Annotated in this window: 18 protein-coding genes; 10 read left to right on the forward strand and 8 right to left on the reverse strand. The window is 65.0% G+C overall.

Annotation, left to right across the window (positions count from 1 at the left end; translation table 11 throughout):
• The first annotated feature begins 113 nt into the window (after window positions 1-113).
• Window positions 114-1,034 carry a LysR family transcriptional regulator gene (locus tag CJ177_RS08390; RefSeq protein ID WP_005241429.1) on the forward strand — a complete coding sequence of 307 codons (921 nt, stop codon included), beginning with the start codon at window positions 114-116 and terminating at the stop codon, window positions 1,032-1,034.
• 6 nt (window positions 1,035-1,040) lie between these two features.
• On the opposite strand, the gene CJ177_RS08395 is transcribed toward CJ177_RS08390, so the two are convergent.
• The 3 genes from CJ177_RS08395 to CJ177_RS08405 all read right to left on the reverse strand — a co-directional run bounded on the left by CJ177_RS08395 (window position 1,041) and on the right by CJ177_RS08405 (window position 4,651).
• Window positions 1,041-1,886 carry a CoA ester lyase gene (locus CJ177_RS08395; RefSeq protein WP_061696877.1) on the reverse strand — a complete coding sequence of 282 codons (846 nt, stop codon included), beginning with the start codon at window positions 1,884-1,886 and terminating at the stop codon, window positions 1,041-1,043.
• Window positions 1,887-1,929: 43 nt separating this feature from the next.
• Window positions 1,930-3,048, reverse strand: a complete 1,119-nt coding sequence (locus tag CJ177_RS08400; RefSeq protein WP_005241431.1) for a PrpF domain-containing protein — start codon at window positions 3,046-3,048, stop codon at window positions 1,930-1,932.
• Window positions 3,049-3,256: 208 nt separating this feature from the next.
• Window positions 3,257-4,651, reverse strand: a complete 1,395-nt coding sequence (locus tag CJ177_RS08405; protein WP_095867558.1) for an SLC13 family permease — start codon at window positions 4,649-4,651, stop codon at window positions 3,257-3,259.
• Window positions 4,652-5,002: 351 nt separating this feature from the next.
• On the opposite strand from CJ177_RS08405, the gene CJ177_RS08415 reads away from it, so the two are divergent.
• From CJ177_RS08415 to CJ177_RS08435, 5 genes are all read left to right on the forward strand, one after another.
• A complete protein-coding gene (locus tag CJ177_RS08415; protein ID WP_005241437.1) occupies window positions 5,003-5,923 on the forward strand; it encodes a LysR family transcriptional regulator in 921 nt (306 codons plus the stop codon).
• A gap of 279 nt (window positions 5,924-6,202) precedes the next feature.
• Window positions 6,203-7,807: an NAD(P)/FAD-dependent oxidoreductase gene (locus CJ177_RS08420; protein WP_095867559.1), complete on the forward strand. Its 1,605-nt coding sequence runs from the start codon at window positions 6,203-6,205 to the stop codon at window positions 7,805-7,807.
• Window positions 7,798-8,571 (forward strand): cyclase family protein, encoded by a 774-nt coding sequence (locus tag CJ177_RS08425; RefSeq protein ID WP_061043979.1) that lies wholly within the window; start codon window positions 7,798-7,800, stop codon window positions 8,569-8,571. The genes CJ177_RS08420 and CJ177_RS08425 overlap by 10 nt, the downstream gene beginning before the upstream one ends.
• An 11-nt stretch (window positions 8,572-8,582) precedes the next feature.
• On the forward strand, window positions 8,583-10,745 hold the full coding sequence (locus CJ177_RS08430; protein WP_095867560.1) for an indolepyruvate ferredoxin oxidoreductase subunit alpha: 2,163 nt from the start codon (window positions 8,583-8,585) through the stop codon (window positions 10,743-10,745).
• A complete protein-coding gene (locus CJ177_RS08435) occupies window positions 10,742-12,400 on the forward strand; it encodes an indolepyruvate oxidoreductase subunit beta family protein (protein WP_037179210.1) in 1,659 nt (552 codons plus the stop codon). The genes CJ177_RS08430 and CJ177_RS08435 overlap by 4 nt, the downstream gene beginning before the upstream one ends.
• A 704-nt stretch (window positions 12,401-13,104) precedes the next feature.
• Here the strand turns inward: CJ177_RS08435 and CJ177_RS08440 are convergent.
• Complete coding sequence (locus tag CJ177_RS08440; protein WP_257014468.1) at window positions 13,105-13,443, reverse strand: WhiB family transcriptional regulator; 339 nt, start codon at window positions 13,441-13,443, stop codon at window positions 13,105-13,107.
• A gap of 184 nt (window positions 13,444-13,627) precedes the next feature.
• Between CJ177_RS08440 and CJ177_RS08445 the strand changes: the two genes are divergently transcribed.
• Genes CJ177_RS08445 through CJ177_RS08460 form a run of 4 tightly spaced genes read left to right on the forward strand, consistent with a single transcriptional unit; the run spans window position 13,628 to window position 18,738 of the window.
• The gene (locus CJ177_RS08445; RefSeq protein WP_061043976.1) at window positions 13,628-14,422 is read left to right on the forward strand and encodes an SDR family oxidoreductase; all 795 of its coding nucleotides are present in this window, start codon (window positions 13,628-13,630) and stop codon (window positions 14,420-14,422) included.
• 25 nt (window positions 14,423-14,447) lie between these two features.
• Window positions 14,448-15,668 (forward strand): styrene monooxygenase/indole monooxygenase family protein, encoded by a 1,221-nt coding sequence (locus CJ177_RS08450; RefSeq protein ID WP_061043975.1) that lies wholly within the window; start codon window positions 14,448-14,450, stop codon window positions 15,666-15,668.
• A gap of 34 nt (window positions 15,669-15,702) precedes the next feature.
• Complete coding sequence (locus tag CJ177_RS08455) at window positions 15,703-17,424, forward strand: styrene monooxygenase/indole monooxygenase family protein (protein WP_061043974.1); 1,722 nt, start codon at window positions 15,703-15,705, stop codon at window positions 17,422-17,424.
• Between the two features lie 45 nt (window positions 17,425-17,469).
• Window positions 17,470-18,738, forward strand: coding sequence for a dienelactone hydrolase family protein (locus tag CJ177_RS08460; RefSeq protein WP_095867561.1), 1,269 nt, complete (start codon window positions 17,470-17,472; stop codon window positions 18,736-18,738).
• Between the two features lie 128 nt (window positions 18,739-18,866).
• Here CJ177_RS08460 and CJ177_RS08465 read toward each other — a convergent pair whose 3' ends face one another.
• The 4 genes from CJ177_RS08465 to CJ177_RS08480 all read right to left on the reverse strand — a co-directional run bounded on the left by CJ177_RS08465 (window position 18,867) and on the right by CJ177_RS08480 (window position 25,674).
• Entirely contained in the window at window positions 18,867-22,382 is a 3,516-nt protein-coding gene (locus tag CJ177_RS08465; RefSeq protein ID WP_095867562.1) for a serine/threonine-protein kinase, read from the reverse strand.
• A 409-nt stretch (window positions 22,383-22,791) separates the two neighbouring features.
• The gene (locus CJ177_RS08470; protein ID WP_025432490.1) at window positions 22,792-23,589 is read right to left on the reverse strand and encodes an Asp/Glu racemase; all 798 of its coding nucleotides are present in this window, start codon (window positions 23,587-23,589) and stop codon (window positions 22,792-22,794) included.
• A 27-nt stretch (window positions 23,590-23,616) separates the two neighbouring features.
• Entirely contained in the window at window positions 23,617-24,513 is an 897-nt protein-coding gene (locus tag CJ177_RS08475) for a fumarylacetoacetate hydrolase family protein (protein ID WP_005241487.1), read from the reverse strand.
• A 48-nt stretch (window positions 24,514-24,561) separates the two neighbouring features.
• On the reverse strand, window positions 24,562-25,674 hold the full coding sequence (locus CJ177_RS08480; RefSeq protein ID WP_025432491.1) for a cupin domain-containing protein: 1,113 nt from the start codon (window positions 25,672-25,674) through the stop codon (window positions 24,562-24,564).
• Between the last annotated feature and the right edge of the window lie 187 nt (window positions 25,675-25,861).

The raw sequence follows: 25,861 nt of genomic DNA on the forward strand, positions 1-25,861 counted from the left end.
CGAGAGTGTTGAGCTGTCACTGCCGCCATCTCAGACTGACACTCGCACGGTTCAACTACAATCACGGGTGTATCGACAGGTGTTAACTTTCTCTAAAGTCAGGAGGTGGGTGGGTGCTGGACACGACCAGGATGTTCACGCTGCGCGAGGTCGCCGAGCACGGGTCGATCACCGCGGCAGCGTCGGCGCTCGGGTACACCACTTCGGCTGTCTCCCAACAAATCGCCAAGCTGGAGAAGGAGGCCGGGCAACCGCTCCTCGAGCGGCACGCGCGCGGCATCGTGTTGACCGACGCCGGGCGGTCAGTGGTCAAGCACACCGAACGCATCCTGATCGAACTCGAGGCCGCCGATGCCGAACTCGCGGAGATCAAAGGGCTGCGTGCAGGTGTGCTGGCGCTCGGCACCTTCCCCACGGCCGGGTCGTCGCTGCTGCCACTGGTGGTCAAGGAGTTCAAGACCCGGCACCCGGGGGTCGAGCTGAAGGTGCTCAGTGGCCGGTTTGCGTATTTGGTCGATGCGCTTCGCCGCCGGGAGACCGAACTGTCGCTGCTGTGGGACTACGAGTGGAACCGGGTGGATGACCCCACGTTGACGTACCACCACGTGATGAATGATCCGACCGTGCTACTGGTGTCGGAACGGCACCGCCTGGCCGACCGCGACTCGATCCGGATCGCCGAATTGCGCGACGAGTCGTGGGTGGTCCGCGCCGACGATCATCCGGTCGCACAGACCCTCGAAAAACTCTGTCAGCAAGGTGGTTTCACGCCACGCACGAGTGTCTTCGCGCACGACTACGGTGAGGTGCAGGCGATGGTGGCTGTCGAGCTCGGCGTGGCTATTGCTCCGCGACTGGCCGTACTCAACCTTCGGCCCGACGTCCGGTCGATTCCCCTCGCGACCCGTCCGCCGCAGCGCCGGATCCTGGTCGCGCATCTGACCGAGCGGCGGCTGAGCCCGGCCGCGCAGGAAGGGATCGCGGTGTGCACCGCCGCCGCCCACCAGTTGCAAGAGGGATTCGAAACCGGATAGGACCGGTCAGCTCCGGCAGATTCCGAAACAGTCGGCGAGGCGGGTGATCTTCTCGGCCCGCCCGAGCCGGGGCGGGTCGCTGCCGTCGCGGACAACGCGGCCGCGGGCTTCGAAATCGGCGAGAAACTCCCGCGCCCAGGTCACGTCCGAGGGCGTGGGGCTGATCGACTCGTTGATTACCGGCAGTTGTTCGGTGTCCAGGCACAGCTTCCCGGTCAACCCGAGGGACACGGACACGGCCGACTGCTCGCGCAGCACGGTGTGACCGTTGCTGACGGTGGGACCGTCGATCGGTCCGGGCAGGTCGCCGATTCTGCTCGCGACCACCAGCCTGGAGCGGGGGTAGGCCATGGCGAGGTCGTCCGCGCTGGTGCCGGTGTCGCGGCGATAGTCGCCGCTGCCGAAGGCGAGTCGGAAGACGCCGCGGGCGCGGGCGATATCACCGGCCTGCTCGATTCCGAGCGCGGATTCGACCAATGCGAGCACTGGGGTGGCTCCGCCGAGTCGGTCGAAGGTTTCGGTGATATGTTCTGCAGCTTCGGTTTTCGCAAGCATCACGCCCGCCAGTCCGGGAAGTCCGGCGAGGCGATCGACGTCATCGCTCCAGTACGACGAGGACCGGTCGTTGATCCGCACCCAGGCCGAGGTGTTCTCGAGCCAGGCGGCGACCTCCTCCCGCGCGGCAGATTTGAGTTGGGGGTCGACGGCGTCCTCGATGTCGAGGACGATCTGATCCGCGCAGGAGCGGTCGGCCTGGTCGAACAGGTCGGTTCGGGTGCCGTTGACCAGAAGCCAGGATCGGGCGATCCGCGTGTCGATCGGTCTGGGCGCGATCGCGATCTTCTCGGGCATCAGGATTCCTGTCGCATCGCGGGGGCGGGGCTGTGCGGAGTCCTCACCGCGCGGAGCCGACCAGTGCCGGAGCCGGCGCCGGGGCAGTGACGAACAGTTCCGCTGATGCGATCCGGCGGGCCGCCCGGTGCAGGGTGACCGATTCGAGTACCCCGTCGAGGGAAACGGAGAGGTCGACATCGAGTACCCCGGCGGGTGTTCCCACCCGAAGCGATCCCGGCCACCGGACCTGCGTGTTGTCGGTGACGACACCTCCGGTCACGGTGGAAGCCGCGGCGACGGCGACCGCGGATGTGAGCCCGATCGCCGGGTGCGGGGCGAGCATCGACAGCATCCGGACCGAGATGTCGTAATCGTCAGCGCTGATGTCGACGCCGGCGCTGGTGCGGTAGTCCGCCGGCGGACCCACGACACCGATTTTCGGAATCGCATGGGAGACGGGATCTCCCGGCTTGCTCAGTCCCATCCGCAACGACGACTCCTGTCGCAGCCGGAGAAGCAACGGCAGGAGTTCGGCGATCGTCTGGTTGTCCTCCGCACCGGTCAGCCCGAGGTCGGCAGCGTTGAACAACGCAGCCGGGGCTCCGGCGACGACCATCGTCGCGCGGTACGTGTGGTCGGCAATCGAGATCTGATCGGCGGCGACGCCGGTGGGCAGCAGTGTGGCCGCACCGGCGGCGAGACCGGTGAAGGTGAGCCCCACCGGGACACCCAACGCGCTGGTACCGGGCACGGCTGCGTCGCCTTCGGTGGGGATCATCCCGCCCGGGGTGGCGATCTGGGCGTCCAGGATCGCGCCGGTGTTCTGGTTCCGCATCCGTACGGTCGTCGTCGTGGAGTCCACCGGAACGAACCCGGACTGCAGCGCGTACAACCCGATCGCCGTGGCGCAGTTTCCGCAGTTGCTGCCCCATTCGACCTGGCGGTCACCAATCGCGACCTGCGCGAACAGGTAGTCGACATCGATTCCGGGCTCGCTGGAGCGGCGCACGATCGCCGCCTTCGATGTGGTCGAGCTGCCGCCGCCGACACCGTCGAGCTGACGCGGATCACCCGAGCCGAATGCCGACGTCAAGATGGCATCCAGGCCGCCGGCCTGAGCAATGAGCGGATCGACGTCGAATGCGTTGAACAGCCAGCACTTGCTGGTTCCTCCCCGCATCCAGGTTCCATGAAGTGTGAACACGGTCCGGCCCACCTTTCGGGTTCGAAGAGTTTGTGAGGCACCGCTGGAGGCTCTGATCGGATGGGGAGCGTGCTTCCCAGCGGTGTCCCACTGCCCACCCTGACCTACATCAGGGTGGAGAACAATGGCGAATAAATCGATGAGGGTTAACTTCAGTTAAACCCTCGCGGGTGCTGTCTGCGCGTCAGACCAGAGTCGGGACGGCCACCAGCACCAGCCAGCACAGGGCCGGCGCGATCGCGACCACGATGCCCGCGTTGAGGAGCAGTTGTCGGTAGAACCGGGGACGCTCGATGTTCTGGGCGTTGGCGAGGACGAGTGCGCCGTTGGTCGAGAACGGGGAGACGTCGACCACGGTGGCGGAGATGGCGAGTGCTGCCACGACTCCGACGACCGGCAGCGCCCCGGTCTGCAGCAGAGGAAGCGCGAGCGGGATGACGGCGGTGAGAAGCGCCGTCGACGATGCGAACGCCGAGGTGACGCCGATGACGTAGCAGAGGACGACGGCGACCAGCAGCGGTGCGCCGATGGTGATCGCCATCTCGGCGAGATGGTCGATCGTGCCGATCTCTTGCATGAGCGAGATGTAGGTGACCATGCCGGCGACGAGCAGGACCGTGGACCAGCTGATACCGGCGATGGCCTCACTCTGCTTGGACAGGTCGGTGAAGGCGAGGATCGCACCGGCCGCGATGGCGACGAAGCTGATCGGCATATGCAGGACCAGGACCAGCACCAACACCGCGGCGATCAGGACGAGGGTGAGCTTCTGGACCCCGGTGACCGGCTGCACGTCGTGGTCGGTGCCGACCTCGGTGCGCGGCGTCCGGATGAGTACCTGGGTACCGCCCCCACCGGACGATCCGCCGGCCGGGCTTCCACCGGGTCCCGCAGTGGGGGTGCGCAGTGCGCTCCCGACGCCGTCGGAGTCGATGCCGGCGCTGGAGCCGGTAGCGGTGAACTCGAGGTTCCGTACCCGGGCGAGGACGGCGTAGCCGACCACGGTCAGGACCGAGAGCAGCAGATTGATGCCGTAGCTGGCGAAGAACAGGGTCCAGGGGGCGATCGTCAGGCCGCTCGACTCGACGATGTCACGGACCAGCACACCCGAGACCGAGATGGGCGAGAACGCGCCGGCGTGCGCACCGTTGATCGTCATGATGCCCATCACCAGCGGACTCATCCGAGTCCGAGCGGCGAAGGACATCGCCGCCGGCGAGATCAGGGCAACGGCAGCCGGGCTGAACGTGCCCAGGGCTGTGAGCACCGAGGCGCAGAAGAAGAACACCCACGGGACGATCGTCACTCGTCCACGAACACCACGTATACAGGCATTGACGAGGAGGTCGATTGTCCCGTTCTTCTTCGCCATACCGAAGAAGTAGGTGACGCCGATGATCGTCAGCACGATCGAACTGGGGAACTCGGCGAGGATTTCCTTGTCGTCGTAGCCGAGGATGAAGGCGCCCACGACGAATGCGCCGATGAACCCCAAGATGCCGATGTTGATGGGAAAGAAGGTGGCTATCACGAACATTGCCACCAACGCGATCAGTGGCAGTATCTCGATGGAAGTCATGGGCGTACTTTCGGTTCGCTGCGGGGCGGATCGAACGGCTCCTGGGCGGCAGCCGGTCGCGACGGACAGACGTGAATAGTGTTGGGAAGCAATAGGTGTGGAGTGCGAGTTGTCACTTCCGCCACCTCGCCGATGCCGACTGGCGCGACGAGCAGTGAGCGCACTGGGTGATCGACCGGGTCGTCGGGGCGATTCCGTGCCGTGATCCCGCGCGGGGGAGTAGTGATCGTCTGCATGTCACATCCTTCGCTTGATCATTACCCAGATCACACTATGAGGGGGTTATGTTTATGACAATGTCGTATTTCTACGGTGGGGTTTAGCAGGATTAAAGGCTTGTCGGAGGTATCGATGCGCAACTCGTTCGATGTGGTGACCCTGTTCCTGCTCCTCGACATCGCCGAGGCCGGATCGCTCACCGGCGGCGCCGAACGCGCCAACGTCACGCCATCCGCCGCGTCACAGCGCATCGCCAAACTGGAACAGGAGATCCGGCAGCCGGTACTGACCCGCCTGCCTCGTGGCGTCCGGTTGACGGAAGCCGGCGAAATTCTCGTCACGCGTGCGCGGCTGTTCCGTCAGGAAATGCGTGGCGCCCACGGTGACCTGGAAGCTCTGCTGGGACTCGAGCGCGGCACCGTCCGACTCGGCTCCTTCCCCACCGTCAGCGCCTCACTGCTCTCGGACGCGCTGAAGAACTATCACGCCCACTGGCCGGGCATCGACGTGCGCGTCCAATCCGCGGTCCGCCCGCGACTGCTGGAAATGCTCCATTCGAGCGAGGTCGAAATGGCGTTGCTCTGGAGTTACGCCTGGACCGAGGAGACCGAGAAATCCCTGGCCCTCGTGCCGCTGATGGAGGACGAAACGGTCCTGCTCGTCCCGCTCGACGCGCCGCACGCCGACGATGTCACGGTGGCATCGCTGCGATCGGCGAAGTGGATCATCCGCAACGCCGACCACCCGGCGGCCGAAGTGCTGTACCGCAGCTGCGACACGGCCGGATTCACCCCGAACGTCGTCTACGAGGCCCATGACTACCAAGAGATCGAAGCGATGGTCGCAGCGGGAGTCGGCATCGCCATGGTCCCGCGTCTGGCCGTCGCACATCATCGCCCCGACGTCTACGCGGTCCGATTTCGTCCCACTGACCGGGTCCCGACACGCTCGATCTACATCGCCTCGCTCGCCCGCCGGCAGTACACCCCCGGCATGCACGCCGTCTCCCGGGCGCTACACGACGCCGCGGACGCCATCGCCACACAGGCGTAGAACCGGCCTACAGCTGATCGACAGGCGTTCGCACATCTTCTCGCAGCCGTCCTCGCGAGTCCGGTCGAGAAGGGCTCTGTCGATACTTGCCGCTCTTCGCGCGGGGACGATGCGATCGCGCGGGCAGGGTTCGAGGAACGCCCTGTCGGGGGCGGCGTCACGCCGGTCAGCGGCGGGTCCCTCGCAACTGAGCGGCATACGGATAAGGCGCGCGCAATCAGGATAGCCGCCGCCTCCTTGGGTCACTAATGTCGTCGCTCACACTCGAAGGGAGATGTGATGCACAACGAAGTCGATGCCGTCATCGTCGGGTCCGGAATCAACGGACTCGTCGCCGCAGCCACGCTGGCTCGATCAGGCTGGAAAGTGTTGCTGCTGGAGAGCAATCCGGAGATCGGCGGCTTTGTCGGGAGCGGTGAGCGTACGGTGCCCGGCTACGTGCACGACACGTTTTCATCGTGGTATCCGCTGTTCGTGTCGGGCCCGGCGCACACGGCGCTCGGCGACGACCTGGCCCGTCACGGGCTGCGGTTCTGCAACACCGACGAGGCCGTGACCGCGAGCGTTGCCGACAACGGCCGTGTCACCCTGGCGTACCGCGATCCGGAGCTGACGGCAGCGGGCTTCGGCAACGAAGAAGACGGGAATACGTATCTGGAGGCGTTGGAACGGTTCGGCCGGAACGCACCGGTGATCGGCGGAATGATGGGCAGCGAAATCCGCAGCGCCGGAGTCGTTCCATTGCTGGCGCGTTTCTTCAAAACCAACGGGCGGCGCGGCTCCGAGCAGTGGCTCCGAGACCTCGCTGCGTCGGGCCGCGCCTACTGTTCTCGGGAGTATGTCGGTCCCGAAGTGGATCACCTGTGGGTGCCGTGGCTGCTGCACGCAGGTCTGTCGCCGGACAATGCCTCCGGCGGCTTCATGATTCCGGTGCTGGCGGCAACGGTCCACGGTTTCGGTCTGCCTGTGGTTGAGGGAGGCTCTGCACGACTGCTCGAGGCCTTTCGAGGACTACTCGACGAATTGGGTGTCGAGGTGCATACCGGATCCCGCGTCGACCGCATCATTGTCGAGCGGGGCCGTGCGATCGGTGTGGAGGCAGCAGGGCGGCGTTACCGAGCCCGGCGCGCCGTGCTGGCGTCGGTGACACCGACTGCCTTGTACGGGTCGCTGCTGCCTCCGGACGCAAGTCCTGCCCCGCTGCGTGCCCAGGCACGGCGGTACCGGTACGGGCGCGGTGAGATGCAGATCCACATCGCCTTGTCCGAACGGCCCCAGTGGCGCGACGCCCGCCTCAACGAGGTTCCGCTGGTGCATATCTCGGATGGATCGGCGAGCACCGGCATTGCCCGTGCGGAAGCGGAAGCCGGCCTACTCCCCAGGAAGCCGACAGTAGTGGTCGGGCAACAGTCCCTCCTGGATCCCTCGCGCGTTCCGGCCGGTGCCGCTTCGCTCTGGTTGCAACTGCAGGAAGTTCCGTACGAACCGCTCGGCGATGCCGCCGGCGAGCTGAACACCGCGGACGGTTGGACCCCGGAACTGGCCAAGGCCTACGCCCAGCGTGTCATCGATCGCTTGGACGCGCACACCCATGGTTTGAAGATCCTCGGAACGGATATGATCTCGCCCGCCGATCTCGCGGCATACAACGAGAATGCCGTCGGCGGCGACCCGTACGGCGGCAGTTCGGAGCTGGATCAGAGCTTTCTGTGGCGCCCACTGCCCGAGGCGGGGCGGCATCGCACCTGTGTGGACGGTCTCTGGCATATCGGTGCATCCACTCATCCCGGGGCTGGACTCGGCGCCGGTTCCGGCCACCTCGTTGCCACCGAACTTGCCGCGAAGCGGCACCGTAAATCCAATGAGGAGTTGACATGTCAGTAATCACCGACCTGCTCGCGTCCATCGCCGGCGAACGCATCGAGTTGATCGACCTCACCGCACCACTGACCGACAAGACCCCGGTGCTGGCGTTGCCGGAACCGTTCAAGAACACCCTGCCCTTCCAGCTCGAGTTGATCAGCCGATTCGACGAGGACGGGCCGGGCTGGTACTGGAACAACATTCATACCGGCGAACACACCGGCACCCACCTCGATGCACCGAACCACTGGATCACCGGCAAGGACGGACTCGACGTGTCACAGGTGCCGTTGCGTTCACTGCTCGCCCCCGCGGTCGTCCTCGATGTCACCGACCGGGTGGCCGACAACCCGGACTACCTCCTCGATGTCGCCGACATCGAAGAATGGCAACGCACGCACGGTGCACTCCCTGCCGGTGGGTGGCTCCTCTACCGCACCGGGTGGTCGAGCCGGTCTGAGAACAGCGACGACTTCCTCAACGCCGACGAGTCCGGACCGCACACGCCAGGATTCACCGCCGAGTGCGCACGCTGGCTCGCCGAAGAGACCGAGCTGGTCGGTGTGGGAGTGGAAACGGTCGGCACCGACGCCGGCCAGGCCACGGCACTGGACCCGGCGTTCCCGTGCCATCACCACCTGCTCGGCGCGGGCAAGTTGGGACTGACGCAGCTGCAGAACCTGGATCAGTTGCCGGCGACCGGGTTCGCGATCACGGTCCTGCCGCTGCCCATTGTCGGGGGATCGGGTAGTCCGGCCCGCGTGGTCGCCCTGGTCGAGAAGTAAGGAAAGAGAAAATGGCTGAACGTTCGTTCGCCGCCGAGGTCGAACAACTCCGCAACGGCGCCGGCACCACGTTGCACGTCGAGGGCATCCTCGCCGTCACCAAGGCGCTGCTGCAATCCGGTGTCGCCTATGTCGGCGGCTACCAGGGCGCACCGATCTCGCATCTGATGGATGTCCTCGGTGACGCGCACGAGATCCTCGATGAACTCGGCGTCTATTTCGAAAACAGCGCGTCGGAGGCCACCGCGGCCGCGATGCTCGCAGCCTCGGTGCACTATCCGCTGCGCGGCGCGGTGACTTTCAAGTCCACCGTCGGCTTGAATGTCGCCTCGGACGCCCTGGCGAACCTGGCCAGTGGCGGCGTCACCGGCGGCGCGCTCGTCATCCTCGGCGAGGATTACGGTGAAGGCTCGAGCATCATGCAGGAGCGCTCCCACGCGTTCGCGATGAAGTCGCAGATGTGGCTGCTCGATCCCCGGCCCAACGTCTCGGCGATCGTCGACGCGGTCGAGGTCGGCTTCGAGCTGTCCGAGGCGAGCAACACCCCGGTGATGCTCGATCTGCGGCTCCGCTCCTGCCACCTGCACGGCGCATTCGACGCCAAGGACAACAAGCGCCCGCCCATGACGGTCACCGACGCCCTCGAGAATCCGCTGCGGGATGTCGACAGGATCGTGCTCCCGCCGGCCAGCTTCCTGCACGAGAAGGAGAAGATCCACGACCGGTGGCCGGCGGCGGTCAAGTTCATCAAGGACCGCGGCCTCAACGAGGTCTTCGGCAACGACAAAGCCGACATCGGCATCATCGTGCAGGGCGGTCTGTACAACACGCTGAACCGGTCGCTGGAGCTGCTCGGCTGCTCCGACGCATTTGGACGCACCCAGATACCGACCTACGTCATGAACGTCACCTACCCGGTCATCGACGACGAGATCATCCAGTTCTGCCAGGGCAAACGCGCCGTCCTCCTTCTGGAGGAGGGCCAGCCCGACTACATCGAGCAGAACCTCAACGCGATCCTGCGCCGAGCGGACATCCCCGCCGCCCTACACGGCAAGGACATGCTGACACTCGCCGGCGAGTACACCTCGACGGTCGTCACCCGCGGCGTCAACGAGTTCCTCAAGCAGTACCTACCCGATGCCGTCCAGCACCGGCCGGCACTGCTGCGCGATCCTGATGACCCGACGAGCCCCACAGCCCCCAGGGTTTCATCCGAGGTCATCTCGCCGCGGCCGCCGGGCCTGTGCACCGGCTGCCCTGAGCGCCCCATCTTCAGCGGCCTGAAGCTCGCCGAACGGGAGACCGGCAAACACCACGTCAGCGCCGATATCGGCTGCCACCTCTTCGCAGTGAACGCACCGTTCGACCTCGGTGCTACGACGATGGGATACGGCCTCGGATCGGCCGGCGCCTCCGCACTGAACTCCAAGGACACCGACCGGCGCAGCATCGCGGTGATGGGTGACGGCGGATTCTGGCACAACGGCCTGACCAGCGGCGTCGGCAATGCAGTGTTCAACAAGAGCGACCAGGTCCACCTGATCGTCGACAACGCTTACGCCGCCGCGACCGGCGGCCAGGACGTGCTCTCCTCCCAAGCCGACCTCCCCACCCGGTCAACCCAGCACCCGATCGAAAAGGCTGTCCGCGGTATCGGCGTCAAATGGGCGCGCACAATCAAGAACACCTACGACGTCGGCAAGGTACGCGACACGTTCGTCGAGGCCCTCACTACCGACGAGGCCGGGCCCAAGGTGCTCGTCATGCAAAGCGAGTGCCAGCTCAATGCCCAGCGTCGCGTCAAACGCGACCGGACCAAAGCGCTCGCGGCCGGCAAGCGGGTAGTGCGCGAGCGGTTCGGGGTGGATCCCGAAACCTGCACCGGCGACCACGCCTGCATCCGGATCTCCGGCTGCCCGTCCTTGACGATCGCACCCAACCCGGATCCGATGCGAACCGACCCGATCGCCGAGGTCCTCGACAGCTGCGTCGGCTGCGGAGTGTGCGGGGCGAACGCACACGCCGCGGTTCTCTGCCCGTCGTTCTATCGCACCGACGTCGTCGACAACCCCACTCGTCGCGAACAGCTCCTCGCCGGCGTCCGCTCGTGGTGGATCAAGATCGCATCCCGCGGCCTCGAGCGCCGCGCCGCACAATTCGAGGCTGCATGATGTCCAACTGGTACAACGGTCAACGTCCGATCACTCTGGCGATTGTCGCCCTCGGCGGCGAAGGCGGCGGAGTGCTTGCCGACTGGATCGTCGCTGTCGCCGAGAACGCCGGCCACTACGCGCAGAACACCTCCGTCGCCGGTGTCGCTCAGCGCACCGGGGCGACGGTCTACTACGTCGAGATCTTCCCACCCGGCGACGAGCCGGATCCGTCATCGGCAGCCGAGGCCCGAATCGAACCGGTGCTCAGCGTGTTCCCGAGCCCCGGCGAGGTCGACGTCCTCATCGCCTCGGAACTGATGGAATGCGGCCGAGCCGTCCAGCGAGGGTTCGTCACACCCGACCGGACGACCTTGATCACCTCCACCAATCGCGTGTACTCCATCGACGAGAAGATGGCCCTCGGCGACGGCCGCGCCGACAGCTCCGAACTCGTCGCGGGAGCGCAACGCGCCTCGAAGCGGTTGATCGCCGCAGACTTCATGGAAATGGCCGAACAGAGTCGCAGCGTCATCAGTGCCGCGTTGTTCGGTGCCCTTGCCGGATCCGGGACCCTTCCGTTCAGCAGGGAACAGTTCGAGGCCCCGATTCACGCGTTCGGAAAGGGTGTCGAATCCTCACTGAAGGCCTTCTCCGCGGGTTTTGACGCTGCCGCACAGCAGAAACCACGCCCCGCGCGGAAGTCGAATCCGATTCCGATCTCCATCGGACCGCGCCCGGTGACGCCGGAGGACCGAAAAGCCGAGGAAGAAGCTCGACGCACGACGGTCGCAGCGACCGACCCCTCCACCCTGGTCGGGCCAGCTCTGCGGGCGCTCGCCGACCGCGTCCTCGACCTCCCGCCAGCGGCGCGGTCGATGATCCTCCACGGTCTCGTGCGCACCGCGGTGTACCAGAACCTGGACTACGCCGAACGGTACCTGTCCCGGGTCATCCGCTTCGCCGAGCTGGATCCGGACGCCACGGGAGCGGCCCGGTTGACCATCGAGGCGGCCCGCCACATCGGGCTGTGGATGTGCTACCAGGACACAATCCAGGTGGCAATGCAGAAGACCCGTCAGGCGCGAATGGACCGAATCCGCAAGGAAGCGCGCGCGGAACGGCACCAACTGATGCAGGTTCGTGAGTATCTCCATCCACAGATCGACGAGATCACCGACACGATGCCCTCCCGACTGGGGGCCCGCATGCACCGTTCGAAGTGGTTCCAGCGTCTGGTCGGCGCGATCACCCACAAGGGGATGATACTGAACACGAGTTCGGTGACCGGTTACACGATGTTGAGCACGATGGCGCGAATGCGTCCCCTCCGCCCGCGTTCACTGCGGTTCGTCCGGGAGCAGGCGGCGATCGAGGAATGGATCGACCAAGCTCTCCAGGCTGCAGCAATCGATGCCGACCTCGGACGTGAGATCGTCGAGTGCCAGCGTGTCCTCAAGGGCTACGGTGCCACCTACGAGCACGGAGGCGACAGTTTCACCAAGTTGATGTCCGCGGCCCATGCATTGGTGGGCTCACCCGACGCGGTCACTTCGCTGGCAGGGCTCCGTGATGCCGCGCTCGCCGACGAAGATGGAGCCCGACTGGACGCCAAGCTAGCCACAATGAAGCTGGGAGACAGTCTTGTCGAGGCTCTGGAGGCTACCTCGAACTGATAAGCGGGTCGCATGGCCAGCCGTTGCTTCGAAGACGCTGATCGGCGGGCACCCCAGCGGCGGCCTGGAATATTCCAGGTGTGACGGCACTCGTGCCATTCGCACAGGTTGGTGAAAAGGTCGATCACGCATCGTGCGGGGCCGGTACGGCGCACGCGCATGCTGTGGGCAAATACCCGATACCTGATATGTCGACTCGAAGCGGACTGCGGTTCAATCGCGAGCGCGGTTGTTCAGCAGTCTGAGTCGTCGATGATGCCGACCGGCGTATCGGCAGGGTATTCCGGGCGGGCGTTGCCCAGCCGCATCACTGCATCCAGGATCGAAAAGCGTAGAGACCCATTCGAGGCGTTTCGCTATGCAAGTCAACCCGGTCGATCTAGCGATAACGGACTGACCTTCGGAATCGACGCATGCTCGTCTCGAAGAATCGCCGGTTCGGCCGTCGATCGCTGTGAAAGATCGCGACAGCAACTTCAGCACATGGCGTGCCTGGCTCTTCGGCTTGGGATCCGATTCCCAGCCGGGCACCTCTTCCAGCTCTCCTCCCAGGGAACCTGGGTCAGTGCAATAAGCTCAGCCGCCGACGCCGCCGACGCCGCCGACGCCGCCGTGCAGCGTTGGCGTACGTGCTTCGTGCAGTAGCTGTTCGTCCGTGTCTGCCGGCCACTCGGTGGTGCCGCCGACGCGGGACCATTGCGCGATCAGGCATGAGAAGGTGCTCTGCCGCAGGCAGTTTGGCGATTCTCACTCGAAGGTTCGATGCCCAGGAGGGCGATGCCACGGCAGTATTCGAAGCGGAGTTCGCTCCCGGCGCGTCGCGGGCGGCGCGAGTTGAACGTATCGCCGTTCGGACTCGGACGTGCCGCCCCACACCCCGTACGCCTCGCGGTTGGAGGTGCATAACGTCTGCATTCGACCTGGTCGGGGCAGTGCAGGCACAGCCGCTTGGCGGCGTGTTCACGATCTCGGCGGATAGGTCTGTTCTCGTCCTCGCAGGCGAAAAAGACTCGAGGATTCGCAGTTCGGCAGCTGGCGTCAATCTGCCAGTTCCAGTCGCCTGCAAGTCGCCGAGGGGGTAGTTGCGGGGGGTCGGGGGTTCACCAGACCCCACGCGATCAAAGTGAGCGCAATCTGCACAGTCGACGCGTCCAGCGGATAGATCATCACCCGGAATGTTCCTAGTGTTGCGGATCACATCGTGATCGAAGTCAGGAGATCTAGACCATGAGCGACTATCTCGGCATCGGTGGCAAGACCGCCATCATCACCGGCGGTGCGACCAAGATCGGGCACGGCGTCGTCGACCGCCTCCACGAGAACGGGGTCAATGTCGTCGTCGCCGACATCGACCGGGACGGGGGCAAGACGGCAGTCGACGGCAAAGCCAACGCGCTGTTCAGCGAGACCGACATCACCGACGACCGCGCGATCGACGCCTGCGTGGCTACCACCCTCGACACCTTCGGCTCCATCGACTTCCTCGTGAACCTCGCGTGCACCTACATCGACGACGGCGCCGAGTCCAGCCGGGCACAATGGGCCACCGCTCTCGATGTGAATGTCGTGAGCGCAGCCATGTTCGCCAAGGCGGTGCGCCCGCACATGGTCGCGCAGGGCGGCGGAGCCATCGTGAACTTCGGTTCGATCTCCTCGAAGGTCGCCCAGACCGGGCGATGGCTGTACCCCGTCTCCAAGGCCGCAGTCGTGCAGATGACACGAAACATGGCGATGGACCTCGCCGGGGACAACATCCGCGTCAACTCGGTGAGCCCGGGCTGGATCTGGTCGAAGGTGATGGATGAGCTTTCGGGATCGGACCGAGCAAAAACAGACCGGGTAGCCGGGAAATTCCACCTCGCTGGCCGAGTCGGCGACCCCACCGAGGTCGGCGACGTGATCGCTTACCTGTGTTCGCCCCGCGCCGCATTCGTCACCGGAGCCGACTGGGCCATCGACGGAGGCTACTCCGCAATGGGTCCTGAACAGTCGTCCCCGGCAATCCCGCTTCTCGCCCGATAACATTCGACCGAAGGAATCCCCTCCCATGCGCAAAATCACCATCGTCGGAGCCGGACAAGCCGGACTCCAGCTCGCCATAGGCCTGGTCGACGCCGGATACGACGTGACCGTTGTATCCAATCGAACCCCGGAACAGATCCGTGAGGGCAAGGTCATGTCCAGTCAGTGTATGTTCGGCGGGGCCCTCGCCCGCGAACGCGCCGTCGGACTGGACCTCTGGAGCGAGGAATGCCCCTCCGTCGAGGGCATCTCATTCACTGTCGCCGACAACGGAAACCAGGCCTTCTCCTGGGCATCGCGCCTCGACATCCCCGCCCAATCGGTCGATCAGCGCGTGAAAATGCCCGCGTGGCTGAAGGAATTCGAATCACGGGGCGGCAAGCTGATCCACCTCGATGCCGGGATCGACGACCTCGAAGAGTTCGCTGCCGACTCCGATCTGGTCATCCTCGCCGCCGGCAAGGGCGAGATCGCGAAGATGTTCGAGCGCGACGCCACGCGGTCGGTCTTCGACCGCCCACAGCGTGCCCTCGCGCTGACCTACGTCAACGGCATGGTGCCGCGCGAGGAACACTCCGCCGTCGCGTTCAACATGATCCCCGGCGTCGGCGAGTACTTCGCGTTCCCCGCCCTCACCACCAGCGGGCCCTGCGAGATCATGGTGATGGAGGGCATCCCCGGCGGACCGATGGACTGCTGGGCGGACGTGACGACTCCCGAAGAGCACCTGGAGAAGTCCAAGTGGATCGTCGAGACGTTCGTCCCCTGGGAGGCCGAGCGCTGCGCCGACATCACCCTCACCGACGACAACGGACTCCTCGCGGGACGGTTCCCGCCCACGGTCCGCAAGCCGATCGGAGTACTGCCCTCCGGTGCGAACATTCTCGGACTCGCCGACGTGGTCGTCCTCAACGATCCGATCACCGGCCAGGGCTCGAACAATGCCAGCAAGTGCGCTGCTTCATACCTCGCCAGCATCCTCGAACACGGCGACCGGCCCTTCGACGCCGAATTCATGACCAACACCTTCGAACGGTACTGGGACTACGCACAATACGTCGCGGCGTGGACGAACGCGCTGCTCAGCCCGCCGCCGGAGCATGTGCTGAACCTCCTCCGCGCAGCCGCCACCGAACCACGCATTGCACGCCGGTTCGCCAACGGGTTCGACGATCCGCGTGACTTCTTCCACTGGTTCATGACGCCGGAAGCCGCCGCCGAGTACCTCACCGACGTCGCGAACTGATATTCGCCCGAACCATCGATTGGAAACCGTCGCCATGCGCAGCATCGCTATCGTGGGAGCAGGACAATCGGGGGCACTTCTTGCCCTTGCCTTACTCAAACGTGACTATCAGGTCACCCTGGTAACCGACCGAACGCCCGACCAGGTCCGGATCGGACCCGTCATGTCGAGCCAGTGCATGTTCGACTCGGCACTGCAGATCGAACGGGATCTCGGGCTCGACCACTGGGAAGAGCGGTGCCCACGCATCGACACGATGGCGGTCAATGTGGCGAAAACGCACGGCAGCAACGAAATTGCCGTGACCACCCCGCTGGTCGGCTTCGCCCAGTCGGTCGATCAGCGCGTCAAGTGCGCGGACTGGGTCGACGAGTTTGCAGAACTTGGTGGCAATCTGGTCATCAAGTCGGCAAGCCCCGCGGACATCGAAATCCTCGCCCAGAGCCACGACCTGGTCATCATCTCCAGCGGCAAGGGCGACCTCGGACGGCTCTTCCCTCCGGATCCGGTGAAATCGCCCTACAACCGGCCGCAGCGAGCCTTGGCTCTGGCCTACGTGAACGGCCTCACCGAGCACTCCGACGGCGCGGACCTCGCGCTGAATATCGTCCCCGGGGTCGGCGAGTACTTCGTCCTCCCGGCGCTGACCACCACCGGACCCTGCCATGTGATGGTGTTCGAAGGCGTCCCCGGTGGACCGATGGACTGCTGGGACGATGTCCACACTCCCCAAGCGCACCTCGAGCGTGCCAAAGAGATTCTGGCCGAACACTTCCCGTCGGAGTTCGCCAGGACCGGCGACATCTCCCTGACCGACGAAGCCGGGGTACTGCGCGGCCGCCTGACGCCAACGGTCCGCCGCCCGGTGGCCGAACTCGCATCGGGCAGCGTCGTGCTGGGCATGGCTGACGCGGTGGTCCTCAACGATCCGCTCACCGGTCAGGGCAGCAACAACGCTGCTCAAGCCGTCGCCGTCTACCTCGATGCGATCGTGGGCCGGGGAGAACAGCCCTTCGACACACAGTGGATGCAACGCACCTTCGACAAGTTCTGGCGCGGATGGGCTCAGTGGGCCGTGTCGTGGACCAACGACCTACTCCGTGGACCTTCAGACCCGGTCCTCGGACTGTTCGCCGCCGCGCAGGACTCGCCGACCCTGGCGTCGGCAATTGCCACCGGGTTCGATGATCCCCGCACCGTGCACAACTGGTGGTTCGACGACACCGAAGCGAGGCGCTTGATCGAGACCGCGAAGGCCGCCGAGCAGGCCCAGTTCGATCCCCGCGATCTACGGCGAGCCCTAGGCCAGTACGCCACGGGCGTCACGGTGATCACTACGAGGGGCCCGGACGGACGGAAAATCGGTGTCACGGCGAACTCGTTCACCTCCGTTTCCATGGATCCACCTCTGGTCTCCTGGTGCCCCGCGAGTAAGGCACCCAGCCTCCCCGACCTCACCGGTGCGACACATTTCGCCGTCAATGTCCTGGCAGCCAACCAGCATGATCTGTCCCGGCAATTCTCGACACCGGCCGAGGACAAGTTCGCCGGCGTGGCGACCACCGAAGGAATTGCGGGCGTTCCCTTGATCGATGACGCCATCGCGCACTTCCAATGCCGGACAGTGCAGCGAATCGTGGCCGGTGATCACATCATCTTCCTCGGTGAGATTGAACAATACGATGCCGACCCCGGCGAACCGCTGGTCTTCCACTCGGGGTCCTACCGCCTGGTGACCAAGCATCCCGACTTCTGAAAAGCAGCCGCGCAGCTGCATCCCCACCGAAAGCGACACGAACCAATGGGTAGATACATCGATATCAGCACGAGCTCCGGTGAGACTTTCGCCGCGTATCTTGCCGAGCCCGCGCAGGGCTCCGGCCCCGGCCTGGTACTTCTGCAGGAAATCTTCGGGATCAACGACTACATGCGGGACATGGCCGACCGGTATGCGGAGGAAGGCTACGTAGTCCTGGTCCCCGACCTGTTCTGGCGTTCGGGAGCTCGGCAGGAACTCGGCTACGACCAAGCCGGATTCACTCGCGGACTCGAACTGCGGGACGAACTCGACGAGGACCTGTCCATCACGGACATCGGCGACACCGTCACAGCCCTTCGTGGTCTGACCAATCACGTCGGGGGTGTCGGACTCATCGGATACTGCCTCGGCGGACTGCTGGCGTACCTGTCCGCGGTCCGGCTCGACGTCGACTGCGCCATCAGCTACTACGGTGTCGGTGTCCACGATCACCTCGATGAAGCGACTCAGCTGGCAGTTCCTGTGGTCTTCCACCTGGCCGAACTCGACTCCTACTGCCCCGAGGATGCCCGAAACTCCATCCGCAAGGCGTTCGACGGCAACGATGGGGTCCGGATCTACGACTACGCCGGCGTCGATCATGCCTTCGCCACCCACGGCAGGGATGTCTACGAGCCGCTTTCCGCAGGTCTGGCCTACTCGCGCACCCTCGAGGTGCTGCGCGCCACCATCGGCCCCCGATACGACCTGTCTGCACTCTGGGACCGGCATATCTTCTACGAGTTCGAGGCCCGGGACGTACCCGCCACCATGGCCACTATGGTCGACGAACCTTACGTCAACCACATCCCGACGCTGACCGGCGGCGTCGGGCAGAAGGACCTCTCACGGTTCTACGCCCACCACTTCGTGCACAACAATCCTGAAGATACGAAGACGATCCCGATTTCTCGGACCGTCGGAGCCGATCGGATCGTGGAAGAACAGCTGTTTTGCTTTACGCACGACCGCGAGATCGACTGGATGCTTCCCGGTGTGGAGCCGACCGGACGATACGTCGAGATCCCGCTCGTTGCTGTTGTCACTCTGCGCGGCGACAAGCTGTACAACGAGCACATCTACTGGGATCAGGCCGGGGTGCTGGTGCAGATCGGGCTGCTCGATCCGGACGGGCTCCCCGTTGCCGGCGTCGCACAGGGCAGAAAACTTCTCGACAAGACGCTTCCCTCGAACGAACTCATGCCCAGCTGGGCGAGCAGCGAGGGCAAGCCGATCGATCAGCGACCTGCCGACGGTAGGTTCGCGCAGTAGGTCGATGCAGCCGGCGTCCGGCGCCCGCCGAGCGAGGGCGCGACCGTACGCCGGTTGCTGCCTGCACCTGACGTCCTATGGTGCAGTCACACCCAACCACGGCGAACCGATGCGGCCCGTGCCGCGACCTATCGTGTGGACACCGGCGGATGACCAGCGTCGCTGGACCCGGAGTCGTCCACCAATTGCGTGAGAAATGAACTCGGCACACGTTCCCATCCTCGTTGCCATCTGCCGAGCCGCAGATCGGTCTCGAGCGAGTCGACCACCTCGGCCACCGCCGACCCTGCGTCGAGCACGACGCGGGGGAGTTCGCGGTCGGCGCAGAGCGCCAAAGCCGGTACCACGAACTCTTTCGCCTCCGACGTACGGCCGGCTGCGAACAAACACGTGGTGTGCAGAAGCCTCGCCCGGAGCAGCGCTTTCGGCCGCGCCTGCCGGGAGATTCGCTCCACCAGCGCCTGCGATCGACGACACGCCGCCTCCGACGATTCCCGATCCGTCGGCGAGGCGGTGTGGAGCAGGAGTCGAATGTCGGAGTCTTCGTGCAGCTCCCACGTGAGCAGGTCGATCCCGCTCATGCGGGATGCCGGGGCGGCGCTGTCCCGTGGGACTGTCTGTGCCCACCGCGGATGCTCATCGAGAACCGCAGGAATGGCGAGCGCCAACTGTATCCTCTCGTTCCGGATTCGGGCGGACAGGCGCGGCAGCGTCAACATGTCGGCGATCTCAGCCCCTTCGTCGAGGAGTCGGTACGCGGCTCCGAGATCTCCGCGCAGCGCCTTGATACGAGATCCGGTGCCGTAGGTCGCGAGCATGAAATCGACGATGCCGCCCTCGGATCGAAGGGTATGACTGGCGTCGAGAAGTTCTTCCGCGTCGGGCACATGACCTTGCTCGTACAGCAAGTCTCCCAAGATCGCGCCGGCCACGCGGGTTGCATACGATTGCCCGCCGCCGGATTGTTTCGCCAGCCGTAGCGCCATCCGGAAGTATCTCTCGGCCGCGGTGATGTCGAGCTGCTCGTGTGCGGCGATCCCGGCGAAACAGTATCCGTACAGGACGCTGAACGGTCCCGAAGTCTGCTGGTTGTAGGGCGTCGCCCACTCCTGCCATCGGCGGGCCGCGGCGAAGTCGAACCGGTAGATCGCCTCGAAGGACGCGACGTTCGCCGCCCCCGACACGACGAACGGCCGCACGGTCTCGGGGCGCTCGAGGCAGTCCGAGATCCGCTCGCTGAGGGTGTCGGAACGATCGGCGAAGAGCTCGACAACGCCCCTGATCAACGAGGCCTCGATCAACAGGGCGGTCGTGGATTCGTCTGCGCGGGCGGGCTGGGTCAGCGACGCTTCGGCGCGGTCCAGTGCTCGAAGCGCCGAGGGCGCCGGGTGATGCAGCAGTACATGCGACCAGGCCAATGCGATCTGTAACACCGGGTGTGCGATCAGCTGTTGGGGTGGGAGCTTGTCGATCAGTCCGATCAGCGTCGCCATCTGGGACTGTTCGATCAAGCGCATTCCTTCGCGTTCGACCCACTTCACCGCCAGGTCGGGATCACCCGATGTCAGGGCGTGATCGACGGCCTCACTGAGCAGGTGGTGTTCACCGAACCAGTGGGAGGCACGGCGGTGGAGTTCGCCGACCATGTCCGGTTGGTCTCGTTCGAGCCGGCGGCGCAAGAACTCTGCGAACAAGTGGTGATAGCGGAACCACTCGCCGTCCTCGTCGAGTCGTCGCAGGAACAGGTCCCGATTCTCGATCTCCTCGAGTCGGGCCTGACCGTGACTGCTACCCGTCAGCGCCGACGCGAGTCCGCCACTGAGGCGTTCAGTCACCGATGTCGTGAGCAGAAAGTTGAGAAGCTCGGGTTCGAGTGAGGCCAGGACGTTCTCGGCGAGATACTCGCCGATCGCGTGGTGGCGGCCGGAGAGTTGACCGATCAGCGTGCTCGGGTCGGTGTGTCCCCGTAGTGAGAGTGAGACCAGTTGCAGCGCGGCCACCCATCCGTCCGTGGATTCGCGAAGATCGGCTATGTCGGCGGCGGTGAGAGTTAGCCCACGTTGGTCGGCTAGGAACGATTTTGCCTCGGGAAGGTCGAAACGTAGCGCAGTGGAGTCGATTTCGACCAACTCGTCGCGTACCCGCAGCCGGCTGAGCGGAAGCCCGGCCTGGGTTCTGCTGGTGACGGTAAATCGCAGGTGGTGACAGTCGCTGTCGAGTAGTGCCGCCATCGCGGAGATCGTCGCCGTATCGGAAACTCGGTGCCAGTCGTCGATGACGACCGTGATCACCTCTCCCGTGTCGTGGATCTCGTCGATCAGTGTGGAAAGGACGTACCGTGTGGCTTGCTCACCCTGCTCTTGCAGCACCTGTGGAAGGTCGCGTGCGAGTGACGGTCGTATCCGCGCGATCGCTTCGAGGAGGTGAGCCAGAAACCAGGTGACATTGTTGTCGTCGTTGTCGACACTGAGCCAGGCGACGGGCGCCCCCGAGTTGGTCAACAGGTCGCGCCATTGGGCGGCGAGGGTGCTCTTGCCGAATCCTGCCGGTGCATGAATCAGCGCGAGACGCCGATCCCCGCCGGCGTGCAGGGCCTCGATCAGGCGGCGACGCTGCACCGGGGTGCGGGGTTGGGTACGTGGCCGGTACTTCGTCGAGATACTGGGTGGGGACACCGAGGGCGGCCCCGCGTGTTCGTCGGAACCCGGTGTCAGGTCTGTGTGCTCGCGTTGCGTGATGTCCGCGTCTGTCGGGGGTACCAGATCCGGGGATCCGGCGCTGGTGCGTCGTAGGGCTGTGCGGAGGTCCTGCTCGAATACCTCTGCGGTCTCTTGGCGGCGCGCGGGGTCGTCCGACATTGCGCGCTCGATGACGCTGCACACCTGCGCGGGGATGCCGCTCTGGCGGAGATCGGGCACCGGTTCCGAGGTTATTCGAAGAAATTGCGCGACCAGTTGTTCACCGTCGCGGCGCTGGAAGGCGGCGTGGCCGGTGATGAGACAGAAGAGAGTCGCGGCCAAGCTGTAAAGATCGGATTGTACGGTCGGTGCCCGTCCGGTGAACACTTCCGGTGCGGTGAAGGCAGGCGAACCCAGCACCACGCCGGTGCCGGTCTGGTAACCACCGTGGATGCGGGCGATGCCGAAGTCGGTGAGCTGGGGTTCGCCGTATTCGGTGAGCAAGATGTTGGAGGGTTTGACATCTCGATGAAGGATCCCGGCCTGGTGCGCTCTGCCCAGGGCTCGGGCGATGTTGATGCCGACACCGAGTGCCTTCTCCCAGCCGAGCGGTCCGTCGCGGCGGATGATCGCTTCCAGAGATCCGAGGTGGTGGTACTCCATCACGATGTACGGCTGACCATGGGGCGTGCTACTGGCGTGGTAGATGGTCACGATGTTCGGATGTCCGGAGAGCCGGCCCATGGCCTGTTGTTCGCGGAGGAAGCGATTCCGGTTTTCTTCGTCCACCCCGGAGAGCACCTTGATCGCGACCGTCCGATCGAGTGCAGTTTCCATGCACCGGTAGACGACTCCGAATCCGCCTCGTCCGATCTCTACGGGGTCGTCGAAGCCGTCCAGGATCAGGTCGCCGACGACAGTGGGGTGGACGTCGGCTTGTGTTGCAAAGGGATCGAGGTCATCCACCAGTTCGCGCCTTCAACGAACTCGGTCGGGGCAATCCAACTCAGACCATGACGTCCGCCACCGGTGCGGCCCGGTGCCGTCAGGTCTCGAACGCCGATCTATCGTGGGCTCGCACATGTCACCACCTCTGCCTCAGTATCACACCAGCGTGGCGGCGGTGGCACCCCGTTGATCGCGGCGACTCGAGCCTGGTGTCAGCGGAGACCGGAGCGACCTACAGCGACAGGTCCGATGACAGGTGTGATCGGGCCTGGTCGACTCGGTTCGCACCCGTCAGGGCGCCGCTTCGAAAAGTCTGGGCGAGCGGTGGGGGTCGGCATGCGACCAATGAGCGGTCCACGGTTCCGTGTGGGCCCCGGCGGATTGCGCCGAGGCCCACACGGTCACTCTGTGCCCGAGGCCGGAAGGATCACTTCGCGGCGATCGGCAGGCTCGGGATGTAGGGAGCGTCGGCGTATTTTCCGGACAGCAGAGCTCCGGCGCCGGGGGCGATCGCGGGCAGATCCAGTGCCCGCATCATCTGATGCGCGGTGGAGATCGCCGCCGAGACCACCGGCTTGCCGAGTTCGTTTTCCACGATCTCGATCGATTGCAGCGAGGGCATCTGAACGCAGGCCGAGAGCACAATGACGTCGGCGTCCTGGTGGTCGAGTTGTCTGGCGATACCCACCAGGTTGCGCGGATCGTGCGCGGCTACGTCGAGATTGTTGGGAATCTCGAGCGCTCGGTAGTCGCCGACGTCGATACCCTGATCCTTGATGTACTCGACCACGAGTGTGGTGAGTGGCTTCATGTAGGGCGCCACCAGGGCGATCTTCTTCGCTCCCAGCACCTCGAGCGCGGAGACCAGCGCGCCGGCGCTGGTGACCACGGGAGCCGGGGCAGCGTTGTCGAGGGTGATCTGCGCCAGTTTCTGTTCGGAGACGCAGTGGTACCCCTTGCCCATGCTCATGATGGCCACCAAGCACGCGTATCCGAGGACATCGACTCGCGCGTCGGAGAGTTCGGCGGCGCATCGGGTCGAGTCGGCGTCCATCGCCTCGAGTTCCTCCTTGGTCACCTCCTTCATCCGCATGCGGCTGGAGTGGAAGGTGAATCGCTCGGGGGCGACGGTTTCCCGCGCGCGAAAAAGGGCGGGGATCTCCGTTTCCATCGTCACGTTGGAGCTCGGCACGATCTGGCCGATGCGGTAAGGGCGGTTGTTCACCGGGTTTCCTTTCTGATCGAGCAGGTGTCAGCGAGCATCGATGACTGGATTGCTCAGCGTCCCGATGGATTCCACGGTGCATTCGACGATGTCACCGGGGGAGAGGAACTGCTGGGGAACGAAGCTGGCGCCGACGCCGGCGGGGGATCCGGTGGCGATCACGTCTCCGGGCTCGAGGGTCATTCCGGAGGTGATGTCCTCGATCAGTTCGGGGATCTTGAACAGCATGTAGCGGCTGTTCGACTTCTGCTTGACTTCGCCGTTGACGCGCAGGGACAGGTCCAGGTCGTGCGGGTCGGTGAGGTCGTCCGCGGTGCGGACGACCGGCCCGAAGGGTGCGTAGGAGTCCTGGCCCTTGGAGAAGAACCACTGGCCGCCGCGGCGCTGGTCGCGGGCGCTGATGTCGTTGATGATGCTGTATCCGAAGACGTAGTCGAGGGCGTCGGCCGCCGAGACGTTCTTTGCGGTGCGACCAATGACCACGGCCACCTCGCATTCCCAGTCGAGCTGATTGGTGAGGTTCGCGTTGTGGCGGATCGGCTCGCCGGGGCCGACGACGGCCGTCGCCGGCTTGCTGAACAGCACCGGGCGCTGGGGCAGTTCCTTGTCGGTGTCGAGGGTCCGCGCCGACTCGGCCACGTGTTCGGTGTAGTTGAGGCCGACCCCGATGATCTTGCCCGGGCGCAGCGGGGCGTGCACGGTGACCTCCGAGATCGGGAGGCTGAACTGCTGCGCCTCGTCCCCGCCGACCAGCGTGGTCAGCGTGGCAAGTCCTGCACTGCCCTGGCTGATCAGGGTCGCCAGGTCGGCCGGCGCCTCGGCGCCGGTGCTCCGTGCCAGGGCGGAGACGTCGATGACCGTGTCGTCGCGCTGGACGCCGAGCCGGGGGGTGTTGTCACGAGTGGAGAAGGTCAGGAGAATCATGAACGGTCCCTATTCTGGGGGTTGGTGAGACTTGGTGTACGGGGCGGGTTACCGGATCGGCTGGTGACCGTCGTTCTCCAGGTATGCCTCCTCGCGCCAGAAGGCCAGCGAGCGCATCACTGGGAAGTCGTTGAACGAGAACAGGACCGCGTCGTCGCTGGTGCCGAGGTTGGCGTGTTCGTGCCACGCCCAGGAGGGCACGACGAAGATGTCACCCTGCTTCCAGTCGAATCGCCGGCCCGCGATGACCGAATAGCCCTCTCCCTTGGCCACGTTGTAGACGACCGATCCGGTATGCCGGTGGGCGCGGGTGTGCTGGTCGGCCCGGAGCAACTGGATATGAGCGCTCAACGTCGGCATCACCGACCCGCCGGTACGCGGGTTCGAGTATTCGAGCAGGATGCCGTCGAAGGGGGATCCTTCCGACGCTTTCGCCGCGTTCTGCAGGGCCGCGTAGGTGGGTTCCCAGGGGTAGGCGAAGAGCGGGGAGTACGGTTTGGTCCAGCCGTCCTCGAAGCCCACGGGACGCAGTTGGCCCGCGCCGTAGGTGAGCAGCGAGGAGTTGATCACCGCCCCCTGCTCTTGACAGTGATTGGGGTGAACCTCGTAGAACCCGGCGTCGAGGGCATTGACCAGGGGGATGTCGAGTCCGTCCTGCCAGACGACCGGTTCGTCGGAGCCCTCGTTGCCGTGTTCGTGCCAGGTGAAGCTGGGGGTGATGGCGAAGTCGCGGGGGCCGACCTTCAGTTTCTGTCCGTCCACCACCGTCCAGGCGCCCTGGCCTTCTACGACGAAGCGCAGGGCGGCCGCCATGTGGCGATGTGCGGTCATCGACTCTCCGGGTCCCATTCCCTGTAGGCCGGTGTACAGCAGGCCGACAGCCGCGGTGACGTCCTTGCGCTCGGGGTTGACCAGGGCCACCACCCGTCGCCCGGCGTCTTCCGGTTTGACCAGGTCGAGCGAGTCGATGACGAACGGGCGGATGTCCTCATAGCGCCAGAGGATGGGCACGGACGCCGGTTGCGGGAACCACGGCTCGATCTTGTTGGCCACGGTCCATAGCGCCACCGTGTCGCGCTTGCCGAGTTCGTCATAGAACGCTTCCAAGGCTTCGGTGTCCTTGACCCGAGCCCGACCGAGAACGTCGTCACTGAGTGACATGTGGGTTCCTCCCTTTCGTCGGCGACGCATGTGTATGGCAATGGGCGCGTGCGGCCGACCTGAACCTGCGTGGATTTCGATCGAACTGTGCAAGCTGTCACCGCCCGCCGCAAAACCGAATATACACCGCGCTTGACGATAGTCACAAGAGCGCTATAAAGTTCGGTCATCGGCTTCGATGAAAGGT

The sequence above is a fragment of the Rhodococcus sp. ACPA1 genome (genome assembly GCF_002300195.1).
GTDB classification, from domain to species: domain Bacteria; phylum Actinomycetota; class Actinomycetes; order Mycobacteriales; family Mycobacteriaceae; genus Rhodococcus_F; species Rhodococcus_F opacus.